The organism is Octadecabacter sp. SW4, from assembly GCF_008065155.1.
Lineage (GTDB): Bacteria > Pseudomonadota > Alphaproteobacteria > Rhodobacterales > Rhodobacteraceae > SW4.
Genome location: NZ_CP042819.1, coordinates 1021573 through 1040742, shown reverse-complemented (window position 1 = coordinate 1040742; position 19170 = coordinate 1021573). Strand labels below are relative to the sequence as shown.

Genomic DNA, 19170 nt, shown 5'->3' with positions numbered 1-19170 from the left:
AGTTATTGCGGTGAAACACAACATATAGTGCTTCTCCGGATCACCCAAAAAGTTCCAGACTTTCCCGATGTTTTCCGGATTTTTATCCTGTATTGCTCGCCTGGTGGGGCAATTAGCAGATCAGACCATGGGATTCCTGCGGAAATTTCCTGATCCTCCCAGAATCTCGGGTCTGTGATTCGCAGATCACAGGCCGGTTCCAGAGTTTCCCATCAATACCGACAGATTAGACGAAACGGGGCGGACATCCCTGCCCGCCCCCCAAACTCTCGTCTCGGAGAAAGGTGCTAGCCCATACCACCCGCGATCAGGCGGCGCGCCAATGCGCCATAGGCATCGGCCATCGCACTGTCGCCAGTGGCAATCGGTGTGCCTGCGTCCCCCGCAAGGCGGGTCTCCAGATCAATCGGCAGCGCCCCAAGGAACGGCACGCCAATCGCGGCGGCCTCTTTCTCGACCCCGCCGTGGCCAAACAGATGCGCCTCGTGCCCGCAATTGGGACATATATATGTGGACATGTTTTCGATCAGACCCAGGACAGGCGTCTTGAGCGTGTTGAACATATCAAGCGCCTTGCGGGCATCCAGCAGCGCCACGTCCTGCGGCGTGCTGACCACAATCGCGCCGGTCAGGTGGGTTTTCTGACACAGGGTCAGTTGCACATCGCCGGTGCCCGGCGGCAGATCGACAAGCAGCACATCCAGTTCGCCCCATTCGACCTGCGTGAGCATCTGCTGCAACGCGCCCATCAGCATGGGGCCACGCCAGACCACCGCCTTGGCCGGATCGACCATCAGGCCAATCGACATCATCGTGACACCATGCGCCTGCAACGGGATGATCGTTTTGCCATCGGGGGAGGCGGGGCGTTTGGTGACACCCATCATGCGCGGTTGGGACGGGCCATATATATCGGCGTCCAGCAGGCCGACACGCCGCCCTTCGCGCGCCAAAGCCACAGCCAGATTGGACGACACGGTTGATTTACCGACGCCGCCCTTGCCCGAGCCGATGGCGATGATCCGGTCCACGCCCGCGACCCGCTCCGGGCCAGCCTGCGGTTTCGGGTGGCCACCGATTTTCAGGCTGGGCGGTGCGGCGGGTTTGGCGGCGGGGCCGTGTGCGGTCAGGATCACCGAAACCGACTGAACACCATCAAGCGCAGCCACGGCCGCCTGGGCTGCCGCGCGCACGGGTTCCATGCGTTGTGCGTCTTCGGGGGTCGGCGCTTCGATGACGAATCGCACCGCCTGCCCGTCAATCGTCAGGGCGCGCAGCATGTCGCGCGACATCAAATCGCCACCATCGGGCAGGGTAACACGCGCCAGCGCCATGTGGATAAGTTTGGGGGTAACAGCCATGAGAGGCCTCCGGAGTTTTCGAACTGCTTAAACTTGCGCCACCATGTGCCAAGCGCAAGGCAAAGTGCAAGGCGACGCTGGGTCAATGCCTAAAATTTAACCAACATGCTGATTTCACAAAACTTTTACTATGCGTTCGCTGCATAGCAGCATTGACCAATCGGCGTATTGTGCAGGTGCAGCAATCGCCTATGTTTGTTCTCGAGAGCGCTAACATCGCTTGGAGCGGGAAACGCCCGCACAACCAACGCTGCCGAGCAGCAGCATGAAAGAAGAGAGATACACTATGGCACACGCTTCCGATATCCGCGTCGCCGGTTTTGACTTTGGCCGTTTCGCCGCACTGCGCGAAACACTGGCAACCCGCTTCGCAAACTACCGCACCTACCGCGCGACAATGAACGAATTGGCCGACCTGAGCGACCGCGAACTGGCCGATCTGGGTCTGGCACGCGCAAACCTGCGCGCGGTGGCCTACGAGGCCGCTTACGGCAAGTAATTCAAGGTTTTAAGCGCTCCCACCTCCTCCCTTCAGGGCGCGCTTAATCGTGGTGGTTTGGTCTTCCTCCTCCCTGACCGGCCACCAAGACTGACGCGGCGGCATCACCTCCTCCCGATGTCGCCGCATCACCCAATACCGCGGCGCTTTCTCCTCCCAGAGCGGCCCGCAAGACGAAAATGCGCTGATCCACCTCCTCCCGGAAAGGCGCGTTTGATGGTTCGGTCTTCCTCCTCCCTGACCGGATCGTCACATCTGAAGCGGCGGCATCACCTCCTCCCGATGTCGCCGCATCACCCCAATACCGTAATGGGTCGTTCGCCCTCCTCCCTGAACGATCCTGCGCTAAGAATGGCGATGCCCACCTCCTCCCGGGCGTCGCCATTTTTTTGTGGTCGATGGGAAAGCGCATCCCGGGCGGCGCCCCCATTACGCTGGTGATTGGACCGGGCTTTGCGCATAACCTCGTCGGATGACATTTGACCTTCTTTCAGCGCTGATCGTATTCGCCGTGGTCAGTTCGATCACGCCGGGCCCCAACAACCTGATGCTGATGGCATCGGGGGCCAATTTCGGCCTGCGCCGGACAATCCCGCATATGCTGGGAATATCGCTGGGGCATGGGTTCATGGGGTTCTTGCTGGGAATCGGGCTGATCGCGGTGTTTCGCGCCTATCCGGTGATCAAGCAGAGCATGCTGGTGATCTGTTCGCTGTATCTTGCTTATCTGGCGTGGAAAATCGCCAATGCCGCTGCGCCCAAGGACGCGCAGGCTGACGGGAAACCGCTGACATTCCTGCAGGCGGCGGCGTTTCAGTGGGTCAACCCCAAGGCCGTTTACATGGCGATCACGGCGCAGACCTATTATGCGCCGGGTGAATCAGGCTGGCGGGGCGCCTTGGTTGTTGCGGTGGTGTTTGCGCTGGTCAACCTGCCGTCGGTGTCGATCTGGGCCTGGGGCGGGACACAGGTGCGCCGCTGGCTGGCGACCCCGTCACGCCTGCGGGCGTTCAACTGGACGATGGCGGCGGCGTTGATGGCCACGCTGATCCCGATCCTGGCCTAGGCAGGCCGCGCCAAAGCGCGCTATTTTCCAGACGCGCCTGTCAGGCAGCCTTTTGCGCATCAAATTCGTCAGCCAGCGCAAGCAGCAACGCGCGCGAGGCGTCGGGTTCGTCCACATCCTCAAAGATCGGCTTGGTGGTAATATCGCGCAGCCGTCCGCTCATCCGCTTGTCGACAAACTTCAAGACACGTTTGGGCAGGAATCCAGCGGCAACACGGGCCCTCACCCATGCCTCGAGCAGGGACGGGATATCGCCATCCTCGGGCTTGCACCATGTGTGTTCGAACTGGGTCATGATGAAATCAAGGATCTGCGGGTCGATATGGCGGCGATCCTCTTTGAAGGGCGCGCGGAACACATCCATGATCAGTTCAAAGCTGGGCCAGTAGAACAGATGCCCGTCGTCCTTATATTCGCGCATCACTTCGTCGATGGCGACACGCAGCACCGATTTCGAGACCGAATTGGCGGTGATGCAGCTGGTATCGCGAAAGGTGGCGATCAGCGGGATCGGCGATAGCGTCATGATCACCTTGGCGTCGGGGCGATGCTTGCGGATCAACTGGTAGATCGCGGCAATATTGTCGCGGTTTTCCTCGACCGTCGAGACACGGAACAGGTGGCGTTCAGGGTCAAACGCTTCTTTCGGGACGGTGCGCCAGAACACGTTGTCGGTCTGCGCATCATACCAGATTTCGGACAGACCAAAGGTCAGGATGAACACATCCGTGTCGTCAAACAGCGCCTTGGTTTGCAGGCGCACATTTTCGTCATAGCCGTAGACTTCCTTGTCGTAGCCATGCCAGAGATCTTCGTCAAAGCTGCGATTTTCCCAAGCCCATTCAAACTGTTGGCGGATCACAAAGGAATTGACCATGCCTTCGCCGATACGCACCACATAGGCATCCTGGGCGTCGGGATCTTCGGCGCTGACGCGGTAGTTCCGCTTGCCCAGCCATTTCGAGATATTGGCGGCAAAACAAGACCCGAACGCGGTGATTTTCGTGTTTCCGTCAATCGCTGGCGTTTCTGGCGCCCAGCCGTCGATCACGTGATTGGCAGCGGCCGTATGGGCGACCATCTTGGGGTTGTCGGGGTTGCGTTTGGGGCGCGGGCCACGGAACCACGGGGAGTGGCGCGCCTTCGCATCGCCGTCCTTGTCATGATAAACCGCCTTCATCCGGTTGAACTGCTGCAGTTCCATCTGGCTTTTGGGCGTGGCGGGTTTGGTCATTTTTGCCTGCTTTTTCTTCTTGGTCATTGTGCGCCCGCGTCCCTTTCAAATCCGTGAACAGAGATTCTGGGTGATTGTTTCCATTTTGTAAATAATACGACGAATTTGGCAGAAATGGGGCATATGGCGAAAAAGTAGCGCCTTACGCGGAACTTCGGCAATTTGGCGCAAAAGCAAGGGGTGTCACGATGGGCGCGATCGCAAATTTCTGGCTATTTTGCGCGGGCATTGCCGCTGGCATCACCGCGCTGGTCCACATCATCGCCTGCGGGCGCGAAATTACCGCCCCCCCCTTCTTGCCGCGCACGAAATGCATTCCGTTGCGAAATACACCAATTATTACTGCTGGCACCTTGTGTCGATCACCCTGATCGCCATGTGCGCGGGGCTAATCTGGCCCGCCTATGACCCGACACAATCAGGGCTGGCCGTGATGTGGGTCGTGATCGCAGCGCTGTTTTGCCTGTGGAGCCTGCTGCTGATCACGTCGAAAAAACAGCCGTTCCTGCTGATGCCGCAATGGTCGCTTTTTGCAGTCATCGCGGGCTTGGGGCTGACGGGCCTATTTGCGGGTTGAACGCATGCCTTTGACCTTGGTCAAAGATAGATCCGCAACAGGCGCATTATAACTGTTTGTTGTATAAATAATCACGGCCCAGCGAGCCCCAACCCTCCAGCACTTAGTGGCACAAGCAACATTTGCTTGGTCGTTGGCTGTTGATTTCCTTCAACAAACTTCGTGCGGATTAAGTGAGTTTGATCTTCGTCACGCCAAGCATAGCGATAGCAAGTATCGTTAGCCTGTTCGCGTGCAAAAAGTGGGAGCATTTGTTGAAACACACCGTCCGTGACTCGTCGCACGTTTGAACGGTCAAACCTGAACGCCAATGTTGGGCCAGAGTAGATTTCGCGGATGCCGGCAGCGCTATTCTGCATGCATAAAAAATCTCCATCCCAGATCATCTGAACCAAAACAACCCGATGCTCGTAATCGCCAACAGGGTTGGCGAAGAGAGCAAAAACACTTTCATTTCCAAACTGGTTATAAGCTTCGCCCCACGCACACGAACCGTCTAAGGTCGTTTCTACATCCCCACAAACTGCGTTCACCGCGAAAATGGTTTCAAGTTCTTGTTTCGAAAGAAAACCATCATCTCGACAGCCCGACAAAGCCAGCAGCGACACCAATACAATTAAAAATTTCATAAACATCCCCCTAAAACGGCACATCATCCGCCTTGTCGGCGGCCACGATAAACCGCGCGACGACCTTTTTGGTGCCAGCGCGGTCAAATTCGACTTCAAGCTTGTCGGTGTCAATCGCTATGATTTCACCGTAGCCGAATTTCTGGTGGAACACGCGGTCGCCAACCGTAAAGGACGCGACGGCGTCCAGATCAATCGTGACGCCGCGCGGCGCAGGTTGGCTGCGCGTCTGGCTGCGTTCCTGCAGGCGTTTCCATCCGGGCGAATTGTAGACATTCGCACTGGCCGCGCGGTCGTGCAGGTGCGATTGCACAGGTGCGGCCGCCCCATACCCCCCACCATAAAGGCCCGGCGGGGTCAGCACCTCGACGTGCTGTTCGGGCAATTCATCAATGAAACGGCTGGGCAGCGCCGATTGCCATTGGCCATAAACGCGCCGGTTCGCGGCAAACGAAATGGTGCAGATTTCCTCGGCTCGGGTGATGCCCACATAGGCAAGACGGCGTTCTTCCTCGAGCCCCTTGAGCCCGCTTTCATCCATTGAGCGTTGACTGGGAAACAGCCCATCCTCCCAGCCGGGCAGGAACACGGCAGGAAATTCCAGACCCTTGGCCGCGTGCAGCGTCATGATGCTGACTTTTTCGCCCTGCTCTTCGGTTTCGTTGTCCATGATCAGGCTGACATGTTCCAGAAACCCTTGCAGGTTTTCAAAGTTTTCCAAGGCCTTGACCAGTTCCTTGAGGTTCTCGAGCCGCCCCGGCGCTTCGGGTGTTTTGTCGGCCTGCCAGAAACCGGTGTAGCCGGATTCATCCAGGATCATCTCGGCCAGTTCGACGTGGGTGTCAGCCTCCTCGCGCACCTGGCGGTGCCAGCGGTCCAGCCCCTGCACCAATTCGCCCAGTGCCGCGCCACCCTTGCCCTTGATCAGCCCGCCTTCGACGCACAGGCGCGCGCCGTCGACCAGATTGACGCCGTTAGATCGTGCCGTCATCTGGATCGTCTGCACGGCCTTGTCACCCAAGCCCCGTTTGGGCGTATTGACGATCCGTTCAAAGGCCAGATCGTCGTCCTGGCTGACGGCAAGGCGGAAATAGGCCATCGCATCGCGAATCTCGAGCCGTTCATAGAACCGTGGCCCGCCGATCACGCGGTAGGGCAGGCCGATGGTCAGAAAACGATCCTCGAACGCGCGCATCTGGTGGGAGGCGCGCACAAGGATCGCCATGCTATCAAGGCCCATCTGCGCACGGCCACGGGTGCCGCTTTGCATCGCCTCAATCTCGTCACCGATCCAGCGGGCCTCTTCCTCGCCATCCCAGTGGCCGATCAGGCGGACCTGTTCGCCGTCGTCGCCGTCGGTAAACAGTGTCTTGCCCAGCCGGTTCGTGTTGGCCGCAATCACCCCGCCCGCAGCGCCCAGAATATGCCCGGTCGAGCGGTAGTTCTGTTCCAGCCGGACCACATGCGCGCCCGGAAAATCCTTTTCGAACCGCAGGATATTGCCCACTTCGGCCCCGCGCCAGCCATAGATCGACTGATCATCGTCACCGACGCAACAGATGTTTTTATGCCCGCCCGCCAACAGCCGCAGCCACAAATACTGCGCCACGTTGGTATCCTGATATTCATCCACGAGGATATATCTGAACCAGCGTTGATACTGTGTCAGCAGGTCGTCGTTGGTCTGGAAAATCGTCACCACATGCAGCAGCAGATCGCCGAAATCGCAGGCATTCAGGGTTTTCAGCCGGGCCTGGTAGGCGGCGTAAATCTCGACCCCTTTGCCGTCATAGGCACTGCTTTCCGAGACAGGCACATTGGCGGGGGTCCACGCCTTGTTCTTCCAACTGTCGATGATCCCCGCCAGAAGACGCGCGGGCCAGCGTTTGTCGTCGATGTTTTCCGCCCGCACCAATTGCTTCAGCAGGCGCAGCTGGTCATCGCTGTCCAGAATGGTGAAATTGCTTTTCAACCCCACAAGTTCCGCGTGGCGGCGCAGCAGTTTGGCACAGATCGAATGAAAGGTGCCCAGCCAGGGCATTCCTTCAACGGCCTCGCCCAAAAGCGCACCGACGCGGTTTTTCATCTCGCGCGCGGCCTTGTTGGTAAAGGTCACGGCCAAAATTTCATTGGGCCGCGCGGTGCCCGTGGTCAGCAAATGCGCGATCCGGCAGGTCAGCGCCTTGGTCTTGCCCGTGCCGGCCCCTGCCAGCATCAAGACCGGGCCATCCAGCACCTGAACCGCCTCGCTTTGGGCGGGGTTCAGCCCGTCCAGATAGGGGGCCGCAGGGCGGGCCATCGCCCGTTGCGACAGGGGAATCGCGGCGGCTTCAAAGGCGTCATCATCGGAAAAACTGCTCATGACGCGCAATCTAGCGCAAGGGCGCGCTCAAGAAAAGCCAATGTTCGCCCTCTGTTCGCATCTTGCGCAAAGTGGCGTAATGGCTAGCCTGCATCTTGGATGCAACGGACGACAGGGACTATGTGAATTGGCTGATCTGCACACGAGATACCCCGCGATCAGCGACCTGAAGCGCGCCGCGCGCCGCCGGATTCCGCATTTCGTCTGGGAGTATCTGGACAGCGCGACCGGCGCGGAATCCGTGCCCCGCCGCAACCGTGCCGCCTTGGACGATGTGAGCCTGCGCCCGTCGATCCTGCATGGCGAATTGACGCCGGACACTGCCAAGACCTTTCTGGACCGCCCTTATCCGCTGCCTTTTGGGGTGGCCCCAGTGGGGATGTCGGGCCTGATCTGGCCGGATGCCGAACGGCTGTTGGCGGCGTCCGCCACGCAAGCGGGGCTGCCCTATACCCTGTCCACCGTGGCAACGCAGACACCCGAGGATGTCGGCCCGCTTGTGGCCGGGCATGGTTGGTTCCAGATCTATCCGCCGCGCGATCCGGCAATCCGTGCGGATATGTTGGAACGGGCCCGCGACGGCGGCTTTGACACGCTGGTGCTGACGGTTGATGTGCCCGCCCCCTCGCGGCGTGAACGTCAGACGCGGGGCGGTTTGGTGCAGCCGCCCCGGCTGACCCCGCGCCTTTTGGCGCAGGTCGCGCGCTGCCCCGTTTGGGCGGCAGGCACGCTTCGCCACGGCATGCCGCGGATGCGATTGATCGACGGCTATGCGGGTGACCTGGCAAAATCCGGCACCCTGCCCTCCAATGCCCATGTGGGCTATTTGCTGCGCACCTCGCCCGATTGGGATTACCTGCGGGCGCTGCGCGACGCATGGGACGGCAAGATGATCATCAAGGGCGTGCTGAACGCCGATGATGCTGCGCGGTTGGGGGATACGGGCGTCGATGCACTTTGGGTGTCCAACCATGCGGGGCGCCAGTTTGACGGCGCGCCCGCGACGATCAATGCCCTGCCCGCTATCCGCGCGGCAACCTCCCTGCCGCTGATCATGGATAGTGGCATTGCCGGCGGTCTGGACATTCTGCGCGCGCTTGCACAGGGCGCCGATTTCGTCATGCTGGGGCGGGCATGGCATTATGCCTTGGGGGCCTTGGGTGCGGATGGGCCGGCGCATCTGATCGATCTGTTGCGCGCGGACATGGTCGCCAACATGCACCAGATCGGCGCGGCGGGGCTGGCTGATCTGCCTTCATGCCTCGCCCAGCCAGACTGTTAGCGGTAACAATTCCTGCGAAGTTCCTGTTTACATGGGATAGAAAACCCTCATAAATGCTGCAACTGCACAATAAGCCGGAGAACCTGCCGTGGCCGACTTCCAGAAAATCCTGATTGCCAACCGTGGCGAAATTGCCATTCGCGTGATGCGCGCCGCCAACGAGATGGGCAAAAAGACGGTTGCCGTTTTCGCCGAGGAGGACAAGCTGGGCCTGCACCGGTTCAAGGCAGACGAGGCCTATCGCATCGGTGAAGGGCTGGGGCCGGTCGCCGCTTATCTGAGCATTGACGAGATCATCCGCGTTGCCAAGATGTCGGGCGCGGATGCGATCCACCCGGGCTATGGGTTGCTGTCGGAAAACCCCGATTTCGTGGATGCCTGCACGGCAGCCGGTATCACCTTTATCGGCCCCAAGGCGGAAACCATGCGCCAATTGGGCGACAAGGCAAGCGCGCGCCGCGTTGCAATCGCAGCGGGCGTGCCGGTGATCCCCGCCACCCAAGTGCTGGGAGATGACATGGCCGCGATCCGAAAAGAGGCGGCCGAGGTCGGCTATCCGCTGATGCTCAAGGCGTCGTGGGGCGGCGGTGGACGGGGCATGCGCCCGATCATGTCCGAGGACGAACTGGAAGAAAAAGTGCTGGAGGGGCGGCGCGAGGCCGAGGCCGCCTTTGGCAACGGCGAAGGTTACCTGGAGAAGATGATCATGCGCGCGCGCCACGTCGAGGTGCAGATCCTGGGCGACAGTTTTGGCGAGATTTACCACCTTTACGAGCGCGATTGTTCCGTCCAGCGGCGCAACCAGAAGGTCGTGGAACGCGCGCCCGCGCCGTATCTTAGCGAAACCCAGCGCGAAACGATCTGTAGTCTGGGCAGGAAAATCTGCAAGCACGTGAATTACGAATGCGCCGGCACCGTCGAATTCCTGATGGATATGGAAAGCGGCGAGTTTTACTTTATCGAGGTGAATCCCCGCGTACAGGTGGAACATACCGTCACCGAAGAAGTGACCGGCATTGACATCGTGCGGGCGCAAATCCTGATCGCCGAAGGAAAATCCCTGATCGAGGCCACCGGAGCGGCCAGCCAGTATGACGTGAAACTGGACGGCCACGCCCTGCAATGCCGTGTGACGACCGAAGACCCCAGCAACAATTTCATCCCTGACTACGGCCGCATCCAGATGTATCGCAGCGCCACGGGAATGGGCATCCGGCTTGATGGTGGCACGGCCTATAGCGGCGCGGTGATCACGCGCTATTACGACAGCTTGCTGACCAAGGTGACCGCCTGGGCCCCAACCCCGGAGGCAGCGATTGCACGTATGGATCGCGCCCTGCGCGAATTTCGCATTCGCGGGGTCAGCACCAATATCGCCTTTGTGGAAAATCTGCTCAAGCACCCAACGTTTCTGAACAACGAATACCACACCAAATTCATCGACGAGACGCCGGAGTTGTTCGATTTCAAGAAACGCCGCGACCGCGCGACGAAGATCCTGACCTATGTGGCTGATATTTCAGTCAACGGGCATCCCGAAACCGCCGGGCGCACCCTGCCCCATGCGGACCTGAAATTGCCCAAGGCGCCTGTGCCCTATGTGGAAAACACCACCCCCGGAACACGCCAGATCCTTGACCAGTTCGGCCCCGAGGCCGTGGCCGACTGGATGCGCGAGCAAAAGCAACTGTTGATTACCGACACAACCATGCGTGACGGGCACCAATCCCTGCTGGCCACGCGGATGCGCAGCATCGACATGATCCGCGTGGCCCCCACCTATGCGGCCAATATGCATCAGCTGTTCAGCGTCGAATGTTGGGGCGGGGCCACGTTTGATGTGGCGTATCGGTTCTTGCAGGAATGTCCGTGGCAGCGCCTGCGCGACATCCGCGAAAAGATGCCCAACATCATGACACAAATGCTGCTGCGCGCCAGCAACGGGGTGGGCTACACCAATTATCCCGACAACGTCGTGCAGGAATTTGTCCGTCAGGCGGCGGCATCGGGCGTTGATGTATTCCGCGTCTTTGACAGCCTGAACTGGGTGGAAAACATGCGCGTGGCGATGGACGCGGTGATTGACGCGAACAAGGTCTGCGAAGGCACGATTTGCTACACCGGTGACATGCTTGACCCCGACCGGTCCAAATATGACCTGAAATACTACATCGGCATGGCCAAGGAGATGGAAAAGGCCGGCGCGCATGTGCTGGGCCTGAAAGACATGGCCGGATTGATGAAGTCAGGCACGGCCACGGCCCTGATCACGGCGCTGAAAAACGAGGTCGGCCTGCCGATCCATTTCCACACCCACGACACCAGCGGCGCGGCGATCTCGACGGTGCTTGCGGCCTCGGCCGCCGGTGTGGATTGTGTCGATGCGGCGATGGACAGCTTTTCGGGCAACACTTCACAGCCCACGCTTGGGTCAATCGTCGAATCGCTGAAATTTTCGGACCGTGACACCGGCCTTGATATCGGCGCGATCCGCGAGATTTCCAATTATTTTGAACAGGTGCGCGGCCATTACGCCGCCTTTGAAAGCGGGCTGCAAGCCCCCGCATCCGAGGTCTATCTGCACGAAATGCCCGGCGGGCAGTTTACCAACCTCAAGGCGCAGGCGCGCAGTCTGGGGCTGGAAGAGCGCTGGCACGAGGTCGCGCAGACCTATGCGGACGTCAACCAGATGTTCGGCGATATCGTCAAGGTCACGCCCTCGTCCAAGGTGGTTGGCGACATGGCCCTGATGATGGTCGCTCAGGGGCTGACCCGCGCGCAGGTCGAAGACCCCGCCGTTGACGTCGCCTTTCCCGATAGCGTGATCGACATGATGCGCGGCAATCTGGGCCAGCCTCCGGGCGGGTTCCCCGACGGGATCGTCAAGAAGGTGCTGAAAGGCGAAAAGCCAAATCTGGACCGGCCCGGCAAACATCTGCCGCCCGCCGATCTGAATGCGGCGCGCAAAGAACTGGCGGCGAAATTCCCCGAAACCAGTTTTGATGACGAGGATCTAAACGGATATCTGATGTATCCCAAGGTCTTTACCGATTACGCCGCGCGCCACGAAACCTATGGCCCCGTGCGCACCCTGCCCACAAGGACGTTCTTTTACGGGATGGAACCGGGCGAGGAAATCACCGCCGAGATCGATCCGGGCAAGACACTGGAAATTCGTCTGCAAGCGATGAGCGAGACCAACGAGGATGGCGAGGTCAAGGTGTTCTTTGAACTGAACGGCCAGCCACGCACGATCCGCGTGCCCAACCGTCTCGTCAAAGCCACAACCGCCCAGCGCCCCAAGGCCGAAGCGGGTAACGACAACCACATCGGCGCGCCCATGCCCGGTGTCGTCGCCAGCGTGGCGGCATCCGTTGGCAAAGAGGTCAAGAAAGGCGACCTGCTGCTGACCATCGAGGCGATGAAAATGGAAACCGGCATCCACGCCGAACGCGACGCGGTGGTCAAGGCCGTGCATGTGTCAGCGGGCGGGCAGATCGACGCCAAGGATCTGTTGGTGGAGTTGGAGTGATGCGACTAGGCAAGTGGATCGCCATCTGCGGCAATCTGTTTTGCCTCGCTCAAAAGTAGTTTCAGCGAGTTCTCGTCAATCACCCATTCGAACGTGTGAATGCGCGGCCAATACCTGTCAAATAGTTGAACGGCGGTCGCTCCTTGTGTGAATTCTGCGACCAGTCGCAGGAGGAAACTTTCGTTGGTCATTAGACTTATTCCTTTGTTGGTGCCCAAGTCTGCTTCCCAACTTGGTTTCGTCCAATGCACGCACTATTCGGCCAATGCCCGCAGCCAAGTCTTGGCGAAGAAACAACATTTATTTCAATCGCTTAAGCTTAATCCTGGCACCTCGCCCGCCCCGTGGGGGCGGTTCGGGCGCTGCCATTGCCCTTGGGCAATGGAAAAGAAGGGTTAAGTGTGTCAGCGTCCGAACATGCACCTCGCGCTCCTGTCCCTCCTCGTGCCCGACTATGACGCGGGGATCTCGTTTTTTGTCGACATCATGGGCTGGGAATTGTTGGAAGACACCGACCTGGGCGGCGGCAAGCGCTGGGTCAGGGTCGCGCCCGCGGGGGCGCAGACAGCGTTCCTGCTGGCCCGCGCCGTGGGTGATCAGGCCGCGTTCATTGGCAAACAGGGCGGCGGGCGGGTCTGGCTGTTTCTCCAGACCGAGGACTTTGCCCGCGATCACGTCGCACTGCAGGCCAAGGGCGTGGCATTCGAGGAAGCGCCGCGCCAGGAACCCTATGGCACCGTCGCCGTGTTCCGCGACCCCTTTGGCAACTGCTGGGATTTGATCCAGTTCGCGCGCTAAGTCCGCCCGTCAATCATAATTGACGCCGCCCGCCCGATCCAACAGGGTGGTCCGACCAGTTCAAAGAAAGGTCTTCTCATGTCCACGCTTCCCACCCGCATGTCCGGCTTTGTGCTGACGGGCCACGGCGGCCCCGAAATGCTGGAATGGCGCGAAGATTTGCCAGTGCCACAGGCAGAGGCGGGCGAAGTGGTGATCAAGGTGGCGGCCTCGGCGGTGAACAACACCGATATCAACACGCGGATTGGCTGGTATTCGCGGGACGTGACGACGGCCACGGATGCGGTCACGGGTACCGTGGACAGCGCCGCCAGCTGGTCGGGGGCGGCGTTGAATCTCCCGCTGATCCAGGGCGCGGACTGTTGCGGCCATATCGTTGCCGTCGGTGCTGGAATCGATGCCGCGCGGATTGGCGAACGGGTGCTGGTGCGGGCCATGTCATCGCGCACCCGTGCCGACGGAACGATGACGATCGCGACGTTCGGGTCCGAATGCAACGGTGGCTTTGCGCAATTCACCAAGGCCCCGTCGCATGACGCACTCGCCGTGCAGTCGGATCTGAGCGACATTGAACTAGCCGCGCTGCCTTGCGCGTTCTCCACCGCCGAGGGCATGTTGCAGCGCGCCGCTGTGCAGGCCGAAAACGTGTTGATCACAGGGGCCTCGGGCGGCGTCGGGGCGGCCGCGGTGCAATTGGCACATCTGCGCGGGGCCAGGGTGACGGCCGTGACCCAAGGCAGCAAGGCGGAGGCGGTGATGGCACTGGGCGCGCACGCCACGCTGGACCGCGATGCGGTGCCCCCTGCCGACAGCTTTGATGTGGTGCTTGATCTTGTGGGTGGCCCGGCATTTCCGGCGCTGCTGGATGGCCTGAAAGCTGGCGGGCGTTATGTGACATCAGGCGCGATTGCGGGACCGATCGTGCCACTTGACCTGCGCACGCTTTACCTCAAGGATTTGACGCTGTTCGGGTCAACCCATCAGCCTGATAATATCTTTGAAGACCTTATCCGTATCGTCGAAAGGGGTGCATTGCGCCCCGCGATTGCCGCGACATACCGGTTGCGCGACCTGCCCGCCGCCCAGGCTGCCTTTGCCGCAAAGACCCATGTTGGCAAGATTTGCCTGACTGTCGCCGGTGCCGCCCCGTGATGGGCTGTGCTGCGCCTTGTGAGGGTTGCCCATTATGGTGACGGGCTGTGATCATGTTGCAAACAACGGAAAGGTGGTGCCGATGATCCAAGTGATGCTGAACGTTGAAGCGGCCTATTTCGCATCGCTTTTGCCCGACAACCCCGTGCCAATAGACTGGGAATAGCCATGCACAAGGTTCTTGTCATGACCGATCTGCATATCCGCAGTGCGGGCGAAACCATCATCGGCCTGGATCCGCTGACGCGTCTGCGCTGCGCGCTTGAACATGCGCTGGCCCGTCACGCGGATGCGGCGGCAATGGTGCTGATGGGCGACCTGACCCATTCGGGCAAAGCCAGCGAATATGCGCGACTGGCCGACGCCTTGAACGATCTACCCGTTCCGCTGATCCCGATGATCGGCAATCATGATGTGCGGGCCGCGTTTCGGGATGCCTTTCCCACCGCGCCTGATGCGGATGGCTTTGTGCAGGCGGTCACCGATATCGGCACGCACCGGTTGATCACGCTTGATACGCGCAACGGCCTGATGGGGCATCGCGCCCATGCGGGGCAAATCTGCGCCACGCGACTGGCGTTTCTGCGCGAAGCCCTGATCGGGGCCAACGGGCGGGTGCCGCTGGTGTTTTCCCATCATCCGCCGATGGATATCGGCCTGCCCGGCATGGATGGCATTCGCATCCTGAGCGGCGAGACGGATATGCTGGCGCTGCTTGCCACGCACCGCGCGCATCTGTTTTGCGGTCATGTGCATCGCACGATTTCCGGCAGCACGCGCGGCGTGCCCTTTACCCTGTTCAAAAGCACCTGCCATCAGGCCCCGCTTGATCTGCGCAGCCACGATTCAACGATTTCCGTCGATGAACCGGGCGCTTATGGCGTCTTGCTTTTGACCGACGAAGGGGTCGTGGCCCATTCCGAAGATGTTGGCCTGAATGGGCAGATATTCACCGGTCCCGATGCCCTGCCCGATGGCGAGCCCTTGTAAGTGGCGCAGGCGTCGATAAGTATCACGCGAACCTTGGGGCCTGCACATGATTGACCTGCTTTCCGATCCCGCCGTCTGGGCGTCGTTCCTGACGCTGACCCTGCTTGAAATCGTCTTGGGCGTTGATAACGTGATCTTTATTTCGATCGCGGCGTCCAAATTACCTAAGGGAAAACGCGCCGTCGCGCGGTTTTACGGGCTGATGGGCGCGCTGGTGCTACGCATCGCCCTGTTGTTTTCGATCACATGGATCATCGGCTTGACGGCCCCCGCCTTTACCATTTTCAGCTGGGTCGTGTCCTGGCGCGATATCATCCTGATCGCGGGCGGATTGTTCCTGATCTACAAGGCCAGCACCGAGATTTTCGACGAGGTCGAAGGCGAAGATCTGCACACCACACCCGAACGTGTCGTCGGCGCGACCCTGCTGTCGGTTGTTGTGCAAATCATGATCCTTGATCTGGTTTTTTCCTTCGATAGCGTGATTACCGCTGTGGGCATCGCCGACCACCTCGAAGTGATGATTGCCGCCGTTGTTATCGCGATCATCGTGATGATGGTGGCCGCCACGCCGATCGCCAATTTTGTCGAAAACCACCCCAGCACCAAAATGCTGGCGCTGGCATTTCTGGTCATGGTTGGCATGGCGCTGGTCGCGGACGGCTTTCAAGCCCATGTGGAACGTGGCTTTATTTACGCGGCGATGGTTTTTGCCGGAGCGGTTGAAGGGCTCAACCTGCTGCGGCAACGAAAGCGGCGGCAACAGGCGGAAAAAGTCGGCTAGAATCTGAAATAGGGTCTTGCAGTGGCCCGCGCGCAAATATAGATCAGCGGCACGAAACCGGTGCGGGCGTAGCTCAGGGGTAGAGCATAACCTTGCCAAGGTTAGGGTCGAGAGTTCGAATCTCTTCGCCCGCTCCAGTTTCGTTAATCCCCTTCGTCTTTGATCAGAACGTCCGCCGACACGCGCAAATCGCGCAATGGCCGCACGATGCGGATCGATTCCGCATAAAGCGGGTGCGCCTTGAAGGCCGCCATCTGCGCGGCATCGGCAAATTCACCGTAAACCACGAAATCGACTTGCGGCCCAGGAATGTCATCGGTCTGCAAATTGCGCCCGACATGCAGCTTTAGCGCATGGGGATTGGCACGCAGGATGTCGAGGCCGGCAAAAATCGTGTCGCGATCATCGGGGTCGCGGGCTGTGAAAAAGACCGTGTGGCGGATCATCTGTCATCGCCAATCACCGGCACATGCCCGCCTGCGGTTTCAGGCAGCACGCCAATCAGGCGCGGATCATCGGCGACTTCGATCTGGCGGCGCACCGCCTTAAACCCGCTGCGAAGATAGAACCCGAGGGCGGCATGGTGATCAATCGAACAGGTGTGCACATGTAAGCGGCTGATGCCCGCATCCCATGCCAGTGCTGTGGCCTGTTCCATCATCCAGCGCCCCGCGCCCTGCCCGATCAACGCGGGATCAATCCCGAAGTAGGCCAGCTCGCAAGCGCCACCCTCGCGAAAATCCAGTTCCAGCAGGCCCATATCCGCGCCGTCTTTGGTCAGCGCGCAAACGTGGACGTCAGGGTCTTGCAGGATCGCGGTCAGCTTTGCGTCATCCATCACAAGGCGCGAAAACCACAGCCAATCATCCGCACCGACACGGCGAAACAGCGCGCGATACCATGCCAGATCGGGGCTTGGCACGCGGCGCAGCGCCAGACCTGCCACATCGGGAATATCGCGCGGGGCAGGCCGCGCGCGCATTTCAAGGTGCGTCACGACCATCGCGATCTTGCCTGCGGGCACATCGTGGAAACCGTTTTCAAGGGCCATGCGGCGCATCTTTCGTCTGATTAAACACGCGGTAAGGCTGGCATGCACGTCACAGGGGTTCAATCGCGAAATCTGGTGGCTTGGCGTGGTGCGTTGCCGCGCCTATAAGCGGGGCAACCCACTACGGAGGATCCCATGCGGACCGCAAAAATCAGCCGCAAAACGGCAGAGACAGATATCAGCGTCGAGGTGAACCTTGACGGGACCGGCAGCTATGATTGCCAGACCGGTGTCGGGTTTTTTGACCATATGCTGGACCAACTGTCGCGCCACTCGCTGATTGATATCACCGCGCGGGCGCAGGGCGACCTGCACATCGACGATCACCACACTGTCGAAGACGTTGGCATCGCGCTGGGTCAGGCGCTGGCGCAGGCGTTGGGCGACAAAAAGGGCATCCGGCGCTATGGCGAATGCCATCTGGCGATGGATGACGCGCAGGTGCGTTGCGCGCTGGACCTGTCCGCGCGCCCCTATCTGATCTGCAATCTTGACCTCCCCACGGCCAAGATCGGCAGCTTTGACACGGAACTGGTGCAAGAGTTTTTTCAGGCGCTGGCCACGCATGGCGGCATCACGCTGCACATTGATCGGTTGCACGGGTTCAACAGCCACCACATCGCCGAGGCGGCCTTCAAGGCGGTCGCGCGGGCGTTGCGTAGCGCCGTGGAGGTTGATCCACGCAAGGGCGATGCGATTCCATCGACCAAGGGTGCCTTGTGACCCCGGGCGCAGGAAAAGCCGTATGAAAACCGTGCTTGTTGATTACGACTCCGGCAATTTGCACTCCGCGCAAAAGGCGTTTGAACGCATGGCGCGCGAGGTAGACGGCGGCGAGGTGATCGTGTCGGGCCTGCCCGAGGTGATCGCCGCCGCCGACCGGATCGTGCTGCCCGGTGACGGGGCCTTTCCCCATTGCCACGGTGAACTGCACGGTATTTCCGGCCTTGCCGAAGCGATTATCGACGCCGTGGAAAACCGCGCCGTGCCCTTTTTCGGGATTTGTGTGGGCATGCAGATGCTGGCCGAAGTGGGCCACGAATATCAGGACACCCCCGGTTTCGGCTGGATCGGCGGCTCGATCGACAAGATCACGCCGAATGATCCCGCCCTGCCCGTCCCGCATATGGGCTGGAACGATCTGGTGATTGATGCGGCCCACCCGGTGCTGGACGGGATTACATCCGGCGATCACGCCTATTTTGTGCATTCCTACGCGATGACGGTCAGTGACCCTGCCCAGCGCCTTGCCCATTGTGACTATGGCGGCGATGTCACGGCGATTGTCGGGCGCGACAACATCATCGGCGCACAGTTCCACCCCGAAAAAAGCCAGTCCGCCGGTCTGCGGATGATCGCCAATTTTCTGCGCTGGCGGCCATGAAAAAACCCGCGCCTGACCAAACAGGCGCGGGTTTGTTCTAGTCAGATCAGTGAGTTACTGGCGCGTCCAGGTGCCACCGTCACGGCAAATGCCCAGCACACAGCCCGACACCGACAGCGTGTCGCCATTCAACTGCAGACGCGAGTTGTAGGTCTTGTCGCGATCCGGCGACCAGACCTTGCCGCGATACGCGCCACCACCTTGGGCAACGGTTTCCGAGATGATCTGGCGGCCCACATTGGGTGACGCCATTTCATTGCCGCTGGAATCAAAGGCGCGGATCAGGGTGCCGCACAGGGTCGATCCACAGGGGGCCACCTGAATCAATCCGCTGTTGCCGTTGTCATCAGGCACCGTGCGCCACATGCCTTCCAGCGGGTCGGCAAATGCGGCCCCCGCCAGTGCAACTGCGGCAACCATGCCAAGGATAATCTTCTTCATCTTGGTCTCCTCCCAAAGAACTGGGGTG

At 60.2% G+C, this 19170-nt stretch carries 19 protein-coding genes and 1 tRNA gene; 12 read left to right on the top strand and 8 right to left on the bottom strand.

The genetic code is table 11. The features are described 5' to 3' along the window. Window positions 1-287: 287 nt before the first annotated feature. On the bottom strand, window positions 288-1361 hold the full coding sequence (locus FTO60_RS05225; protein WP_148054976.1) for an Mrp/NBP35 family ATP-binding protein: 1074 nt from the start codon (window positions 1359-1361) through the stop codon (window positions 288-290). A 286-nt stretch (window positions 1362-1647) separates the two neighbouring features. Between FTO60_RS05225 and FTO60_RS05220 the strand changes: the two genes are divergently transcribed. Both FTO60_RS05220 and FTO60_RS05215 read left to right on the top strand, forming a co-directional pair. After that, entirely contained in the window at window positions 1648-1860 is a 213-nt protein-coding gene (locus tag FTO60_RS05220; RefSeq protein ID WP_148054975.1) for a DUF1127 domain-containing protein, read from the top strand. Between the two features lie 472 nt (window positions 1861-2332). Further along, window positions 2333-2926, top strand: a complete 594-nt coding sequence (locus tag FTO60_RS05215) for a LysE family translocator (protein ID WP_148054974.1) — start codon at window positions 2333-2335, stop codon at window positions 2924-2926. A gap of 40 nt (window positions 2927-2966) precedes the next feature. On the opposite strand, the gene FTO60_RS05210 is transcribed toward FTO60_RS05215, so the two are convergent. Further along, complete coding sequence (locus FTO60_RS05210) at window positions 2967-4187, bottom strand: GSCFA domain-containing protein (RefSeq protein WP_148054973.1); 1221 nt, start codon at window positions 4185-4187, stop codon at window positions 2967-2969. 283 nt (window positions 4188-4470) lie between these two features. Between FTO60_RS05210 and FTO60_RS05205 the strand changes: the two genes are divergently transcribed. Next, a complete protein-coding gene (locus FTO60_RS05205) occupies window positions 4471-4737 on the top strand; it encodes a hypothetical protein (protein ID WP_148054972.1) in 267 nt (88 codons plus the stop codon). Between the two features lie 71 nt (window positions 4738-4808). On the opposite strand, the gene FTO60_RS05200 is transcribed toward FTO60_RS05205, so the two are convergent. Beyond that, a complete protein-coding gene (locus FTO60_RS05200; RefSeq protein ID WP_148054971.1) occupies window positions 4809-5366 on the bottom strand; it encodes a hypothetical protein in 558 nt (185 codons plus the stop codon). A 10-nt stretch (window positions 5367-5376) separates the two neighbouring features. Next, window positions 5377-7728 (bottom strand): ATP-dependent helicase, encoded by a 2352-nt coding sequence (locus tag FTO60_RS05195; RefSeq protein ID WP_148054970.1) that lies wholly within the window; start codon window positions 7726-7728, stop codon window positions 5377-5379. Window positions 7729-7855: 127 nt separating this feature from the next. Here FTO60_RS05195 and FTO60_RS05190 point away from each other — a divergent pair, with 127 nt between their 5' ends. Beyond that, window positions 7856-9010 (top strand): alpha-hydroxy acid oxidase, encoded by a 1155-nt coding sequence (locus FTO60_RS05190; RefSeq protein ID WP_254696894.1) that lies wholly within the window; start codon window positions 7856-7858, stop codon window positions 9008-9010. An 88-nt stretch (window positions 9011-9098) separates the two neighbouring features. Continuing rightward, a complete protein-coding gene (locus FTO60_RS05185; RefSeq protein ID WP_148054968.1) occupies window positions 9099-12542 on the top strand; it encodes a pyruvate carboxylase in 3444 nt (1147 codons plus the stop codon). 5 nt (window positions 12543-12547) lie between these two features. Here the strand turns inward: FTO60_RS05185 and FTO60_RS05180 are convergent, their stop codons facing one another. Next, a complete protein-coding gene (locus tag FTO60_RS05180) occupies window positions 12548-12733 on the bottom strand; it encodes a hypothetical protein (protein WP_148054967.1) in 186 nt (61 codons plus the stop codon). Between the two features lie 226 nt (window positions 12734-12959). Here FTO60_RS05180 and FTO60_RS05175 point away from each other — a divergent pair, with 226 nt between their 5' ends. From FTO60_RS05175 to FTO60_RS05155, 5 genes are all read left to right on the top strand, one after another. Next, window positions 12960-13340 (top strand): VOC family protein, encoded by a 381-nt coding sequence (locus FTO60_RS05175; RefSeq protein WP_148054966.1) that lies wholly within the window; start codon window positions 12960-12962, stop codon window positions 13338-13340. A 78-nt stretch (window positions 13341-13418) separates the two neighbouring features. Continuing rightward, entirely contained in the window at window positions 13419-14492 is a 1074-nt protein-coding gene (locus FTO60_RS05170; RefSeq protein ID WP_148054965.1) for a zinc-binding dehydrogenase, read from the top strand. Window positions 14493-14660: 168 nt separating this feature from the next. Beyond that, a complete protein-coding gene (locus FTO60_RS05165) occupies window positions 14661-15482 on the top strand; it encodes a metallophosphoesterase (protein WP_148054964.1) in 822 nt (273 codons plus the stop codon). Window positions 15483-15528: 46 nt separating this feature from the next. After that, complete coding sequence (locus tag FTO60_RS05160) at window positions 15529-16266, top strand: TerC family protein (protein WP_148054963.1); 738 nt, start codon at window positions 15529-15531, stop codon at window positions 16264-16266. Window positions 16267-16328: 62 nt separating this feature from the next. Further along, window positions 16329-16403 (top strand) — tRNA-Gly (locus FTO60_RS05155). 6 nt (window positions 16404-16409) lie between these two features. Here the strand turns inward: FTO60_RS05155 and FTO60_RS05150 are convergent. Both FTO60_RS05150 and FTO60_RS05145 read right to left on the bottom strand, forming a co-directional pair. After that, window positions 16410-16712 carry a Dabb family protein gene (locus FTO60_RS05150; RefSeq protein ID WP_148054962.1) on the bottom strand — a complete coding sequence of 101 codons (303 nt, stop codon included), beginning with the start codon at window positions 16710-16712 and terminating at the stop codon, window positions 16410-16412. Next, window positions 16709-17326 (bottom strand): GNAT family N-acetyltransferase, encoded by a 618-nt coding sequence (locus tag FTO60_RS05145; RefSeq protein ID WP_254696893.1) that lies wholly within the window; start codon window positions 17324-17326, stop codon window positions 16709-16711. Before FTO60_RS05145 ends, FTO60_RS05150 begins: the two co-directional genes overlap by 4 nt. 126 nt (window positions 17327-17452) lie before the next feature. Here FTO60_RS05145 and hisB point away from each other — a divergent pair, with 126 nt between their 5' ends. Together hisB and hisH are read left to right on the top strand one after the other, a co-directional pair. Further along, window positions 17453-18040 (top strand): imidazoleglycerol-phosphate dehydratase HisB, encoded by a 588-nt coding sequence (hisB, locus tag FTO60_RS05140; protein ID WP_148054961.1) that lies wholly within the window; start codon window positions 17453-17455, stop codon window positions 18038-18040. Window positions 18041-18062: 22 nt separating this feature from the next. Next, window positions 18063-18701, top strand: a complete 639-nt coding sequence (gene hisH / locus FTO60_RS05135) for an imidazole glycerol phosphate synthase subunit HisH (protein ID WP_148054960.1) — start codon at window positions 18063-18065, stop codon at window positions 18699-18701. Between the two features lie 54 nt (window positions 18702-18755). On the opposite strand, the gene FTO60_RS05130 is transcribed toward hisH, so the two are convergent. Next, window positions 18756-19142 carry a DUF2147 domain-containing protein gene (locus FTO60_RS05130; RefSeq protein WP_148054959.1) on the bottom strand — a complete coding sequence of 129 codons (387 nt, stop codon included), beginning with the start codon at window positions 19140-19142 and terminating at the stop codon, window positions 18756-18758. Window positions 19143-19170: the final 28 nt, after the last annotated feature.

What these genes read in the sequence shown, in the direction of transcription:
- FTO60_RS05145 (WP_254696893.1), bottom strand. Translation starts at nt 17,326, where the DNA reads ATGCGCCGCATGGCCCTTGAAAACGGTTTCCACGATGTGCCCGCAGGC.
- FTO60_RS05180 (WP_148054967.1), bottom strand. Translation starts at nt 12,733, where the DNA reads ATGACCAACGAAAGTTTCCTCCTGCGACTGGTCGCAGAATTCACACAA.
- FTO60_RS05220 (WP_148054975.1), top strand. Translation starts at nt 1,648, where the DNA reads ATGGCACACGCTTCCGATATCCGCGTCGCCGGTTTTGACTTTGGCCGT.
- FTO60_RS05165 (WP_148054964.1), top strand. Translation starts at nt 14,661, where the DNA reads ATGCACAAGGTTCTTGTCATGACCGATCTGCATATCCGCAGTGCGGGC.
- FTO60_RS05225 (WP_148054976.1), bottom strand. Translation starts at nt 1,361, where the DNA reads ATGGCTGTTACCCCCAAACTTATCCACATGGCGCTGGCGCGTGTTACC.
- FTO60_RS05150 (WP_148054962.1), bottom strand. Translation starts at nt 16,712, where the DNA reads ATGATCCGCCACACGGTCTTTTTCACAGCCCGCGACCCCGATGATCGC.
- FTO60_RS05175 (WP_148054966.1), top strand. Translation starts at nt 12,960, where the DNA reads ATGCACCTCGCGCTCCTGTCCCTCCTCGTGCCCGACTATGACGCGGGG.
- FTO60_RS05200 (WP_148054971.1), bottom strand. Translation starts at nt 5,366, where the DNA reads ATGAAATTTTTAATTGTATTGGTGTCGCTGCTGGCTTTGTCGGGCTGT.
- hisB (WP_148054961.1), top strand. Translation starts at nt 17,453, where the DNA reads ATGCGGACCGCAAAAATCAGCCGCAAAACGGCAGAGACAGATATCAGC.
- FTO60_RS05215 (WP_148054974.1), top strand. Translation starts at nt 2,333, where the DNA reads ATGACATTTGACCTTCTTTCAGCGCTGATCGTATTCGCCGTGGTCAGT.
- hisH (WP_148054960.1), top strand. Translation starts at nt 18,063, where the DNA reads ATGAAAACCGTGCTTGTTGATTACGACTCCGGCAATTTGCACTCCGCG.
- FTO60_RS05210 (WP_148054973.1), bottom strand. Translation starts at nt 4,187, where the DNA reads ATGACCAAGAAGAAAAAGCAGGCAAAAATGACCAAACCCGCCACGCCC.
- FTO60_RS05195 (WP_148054970.1), bottom strand. Translation starts at nt 7,728, where the DNA reads ATGAGCAGTTTTTCCGATGATGACGCCTTTGAAGCCGCCGCGATTCCC.
- FTO60_RS05205 (WP_148054972.1), top strand. Translation starts at nt 4,471, where the DNA reads ATGCATTCCGTTGCGAAATACACCAATTATTACTGCTGGCACCTTGTG.
- FTO60_RS05170 (WP_148054965.1), top strand. Translation starts at nt 13,419, where the DNA reads ATGTCCACGCTTCCCACCCGCATGTCCGGCTTTGTGCTGACGGGCCAC.
- FTO60_RS05130 (WP_148054959.1), bottom strand. Translation starts at nt 19,142, where the DNA reads ATGAAGAAGATTATCCTTGGCATGGTTGCCGCAGTTGCACTGGCGGGG.
- FTO60_RS05160 (WP_148054963.1), top strand. Translation starts at nt 15,529, where the DNA reads ATGATTGACCTGCTTTCCGATCCCGCCGTCTGGGCGTCGTTCCTGACG.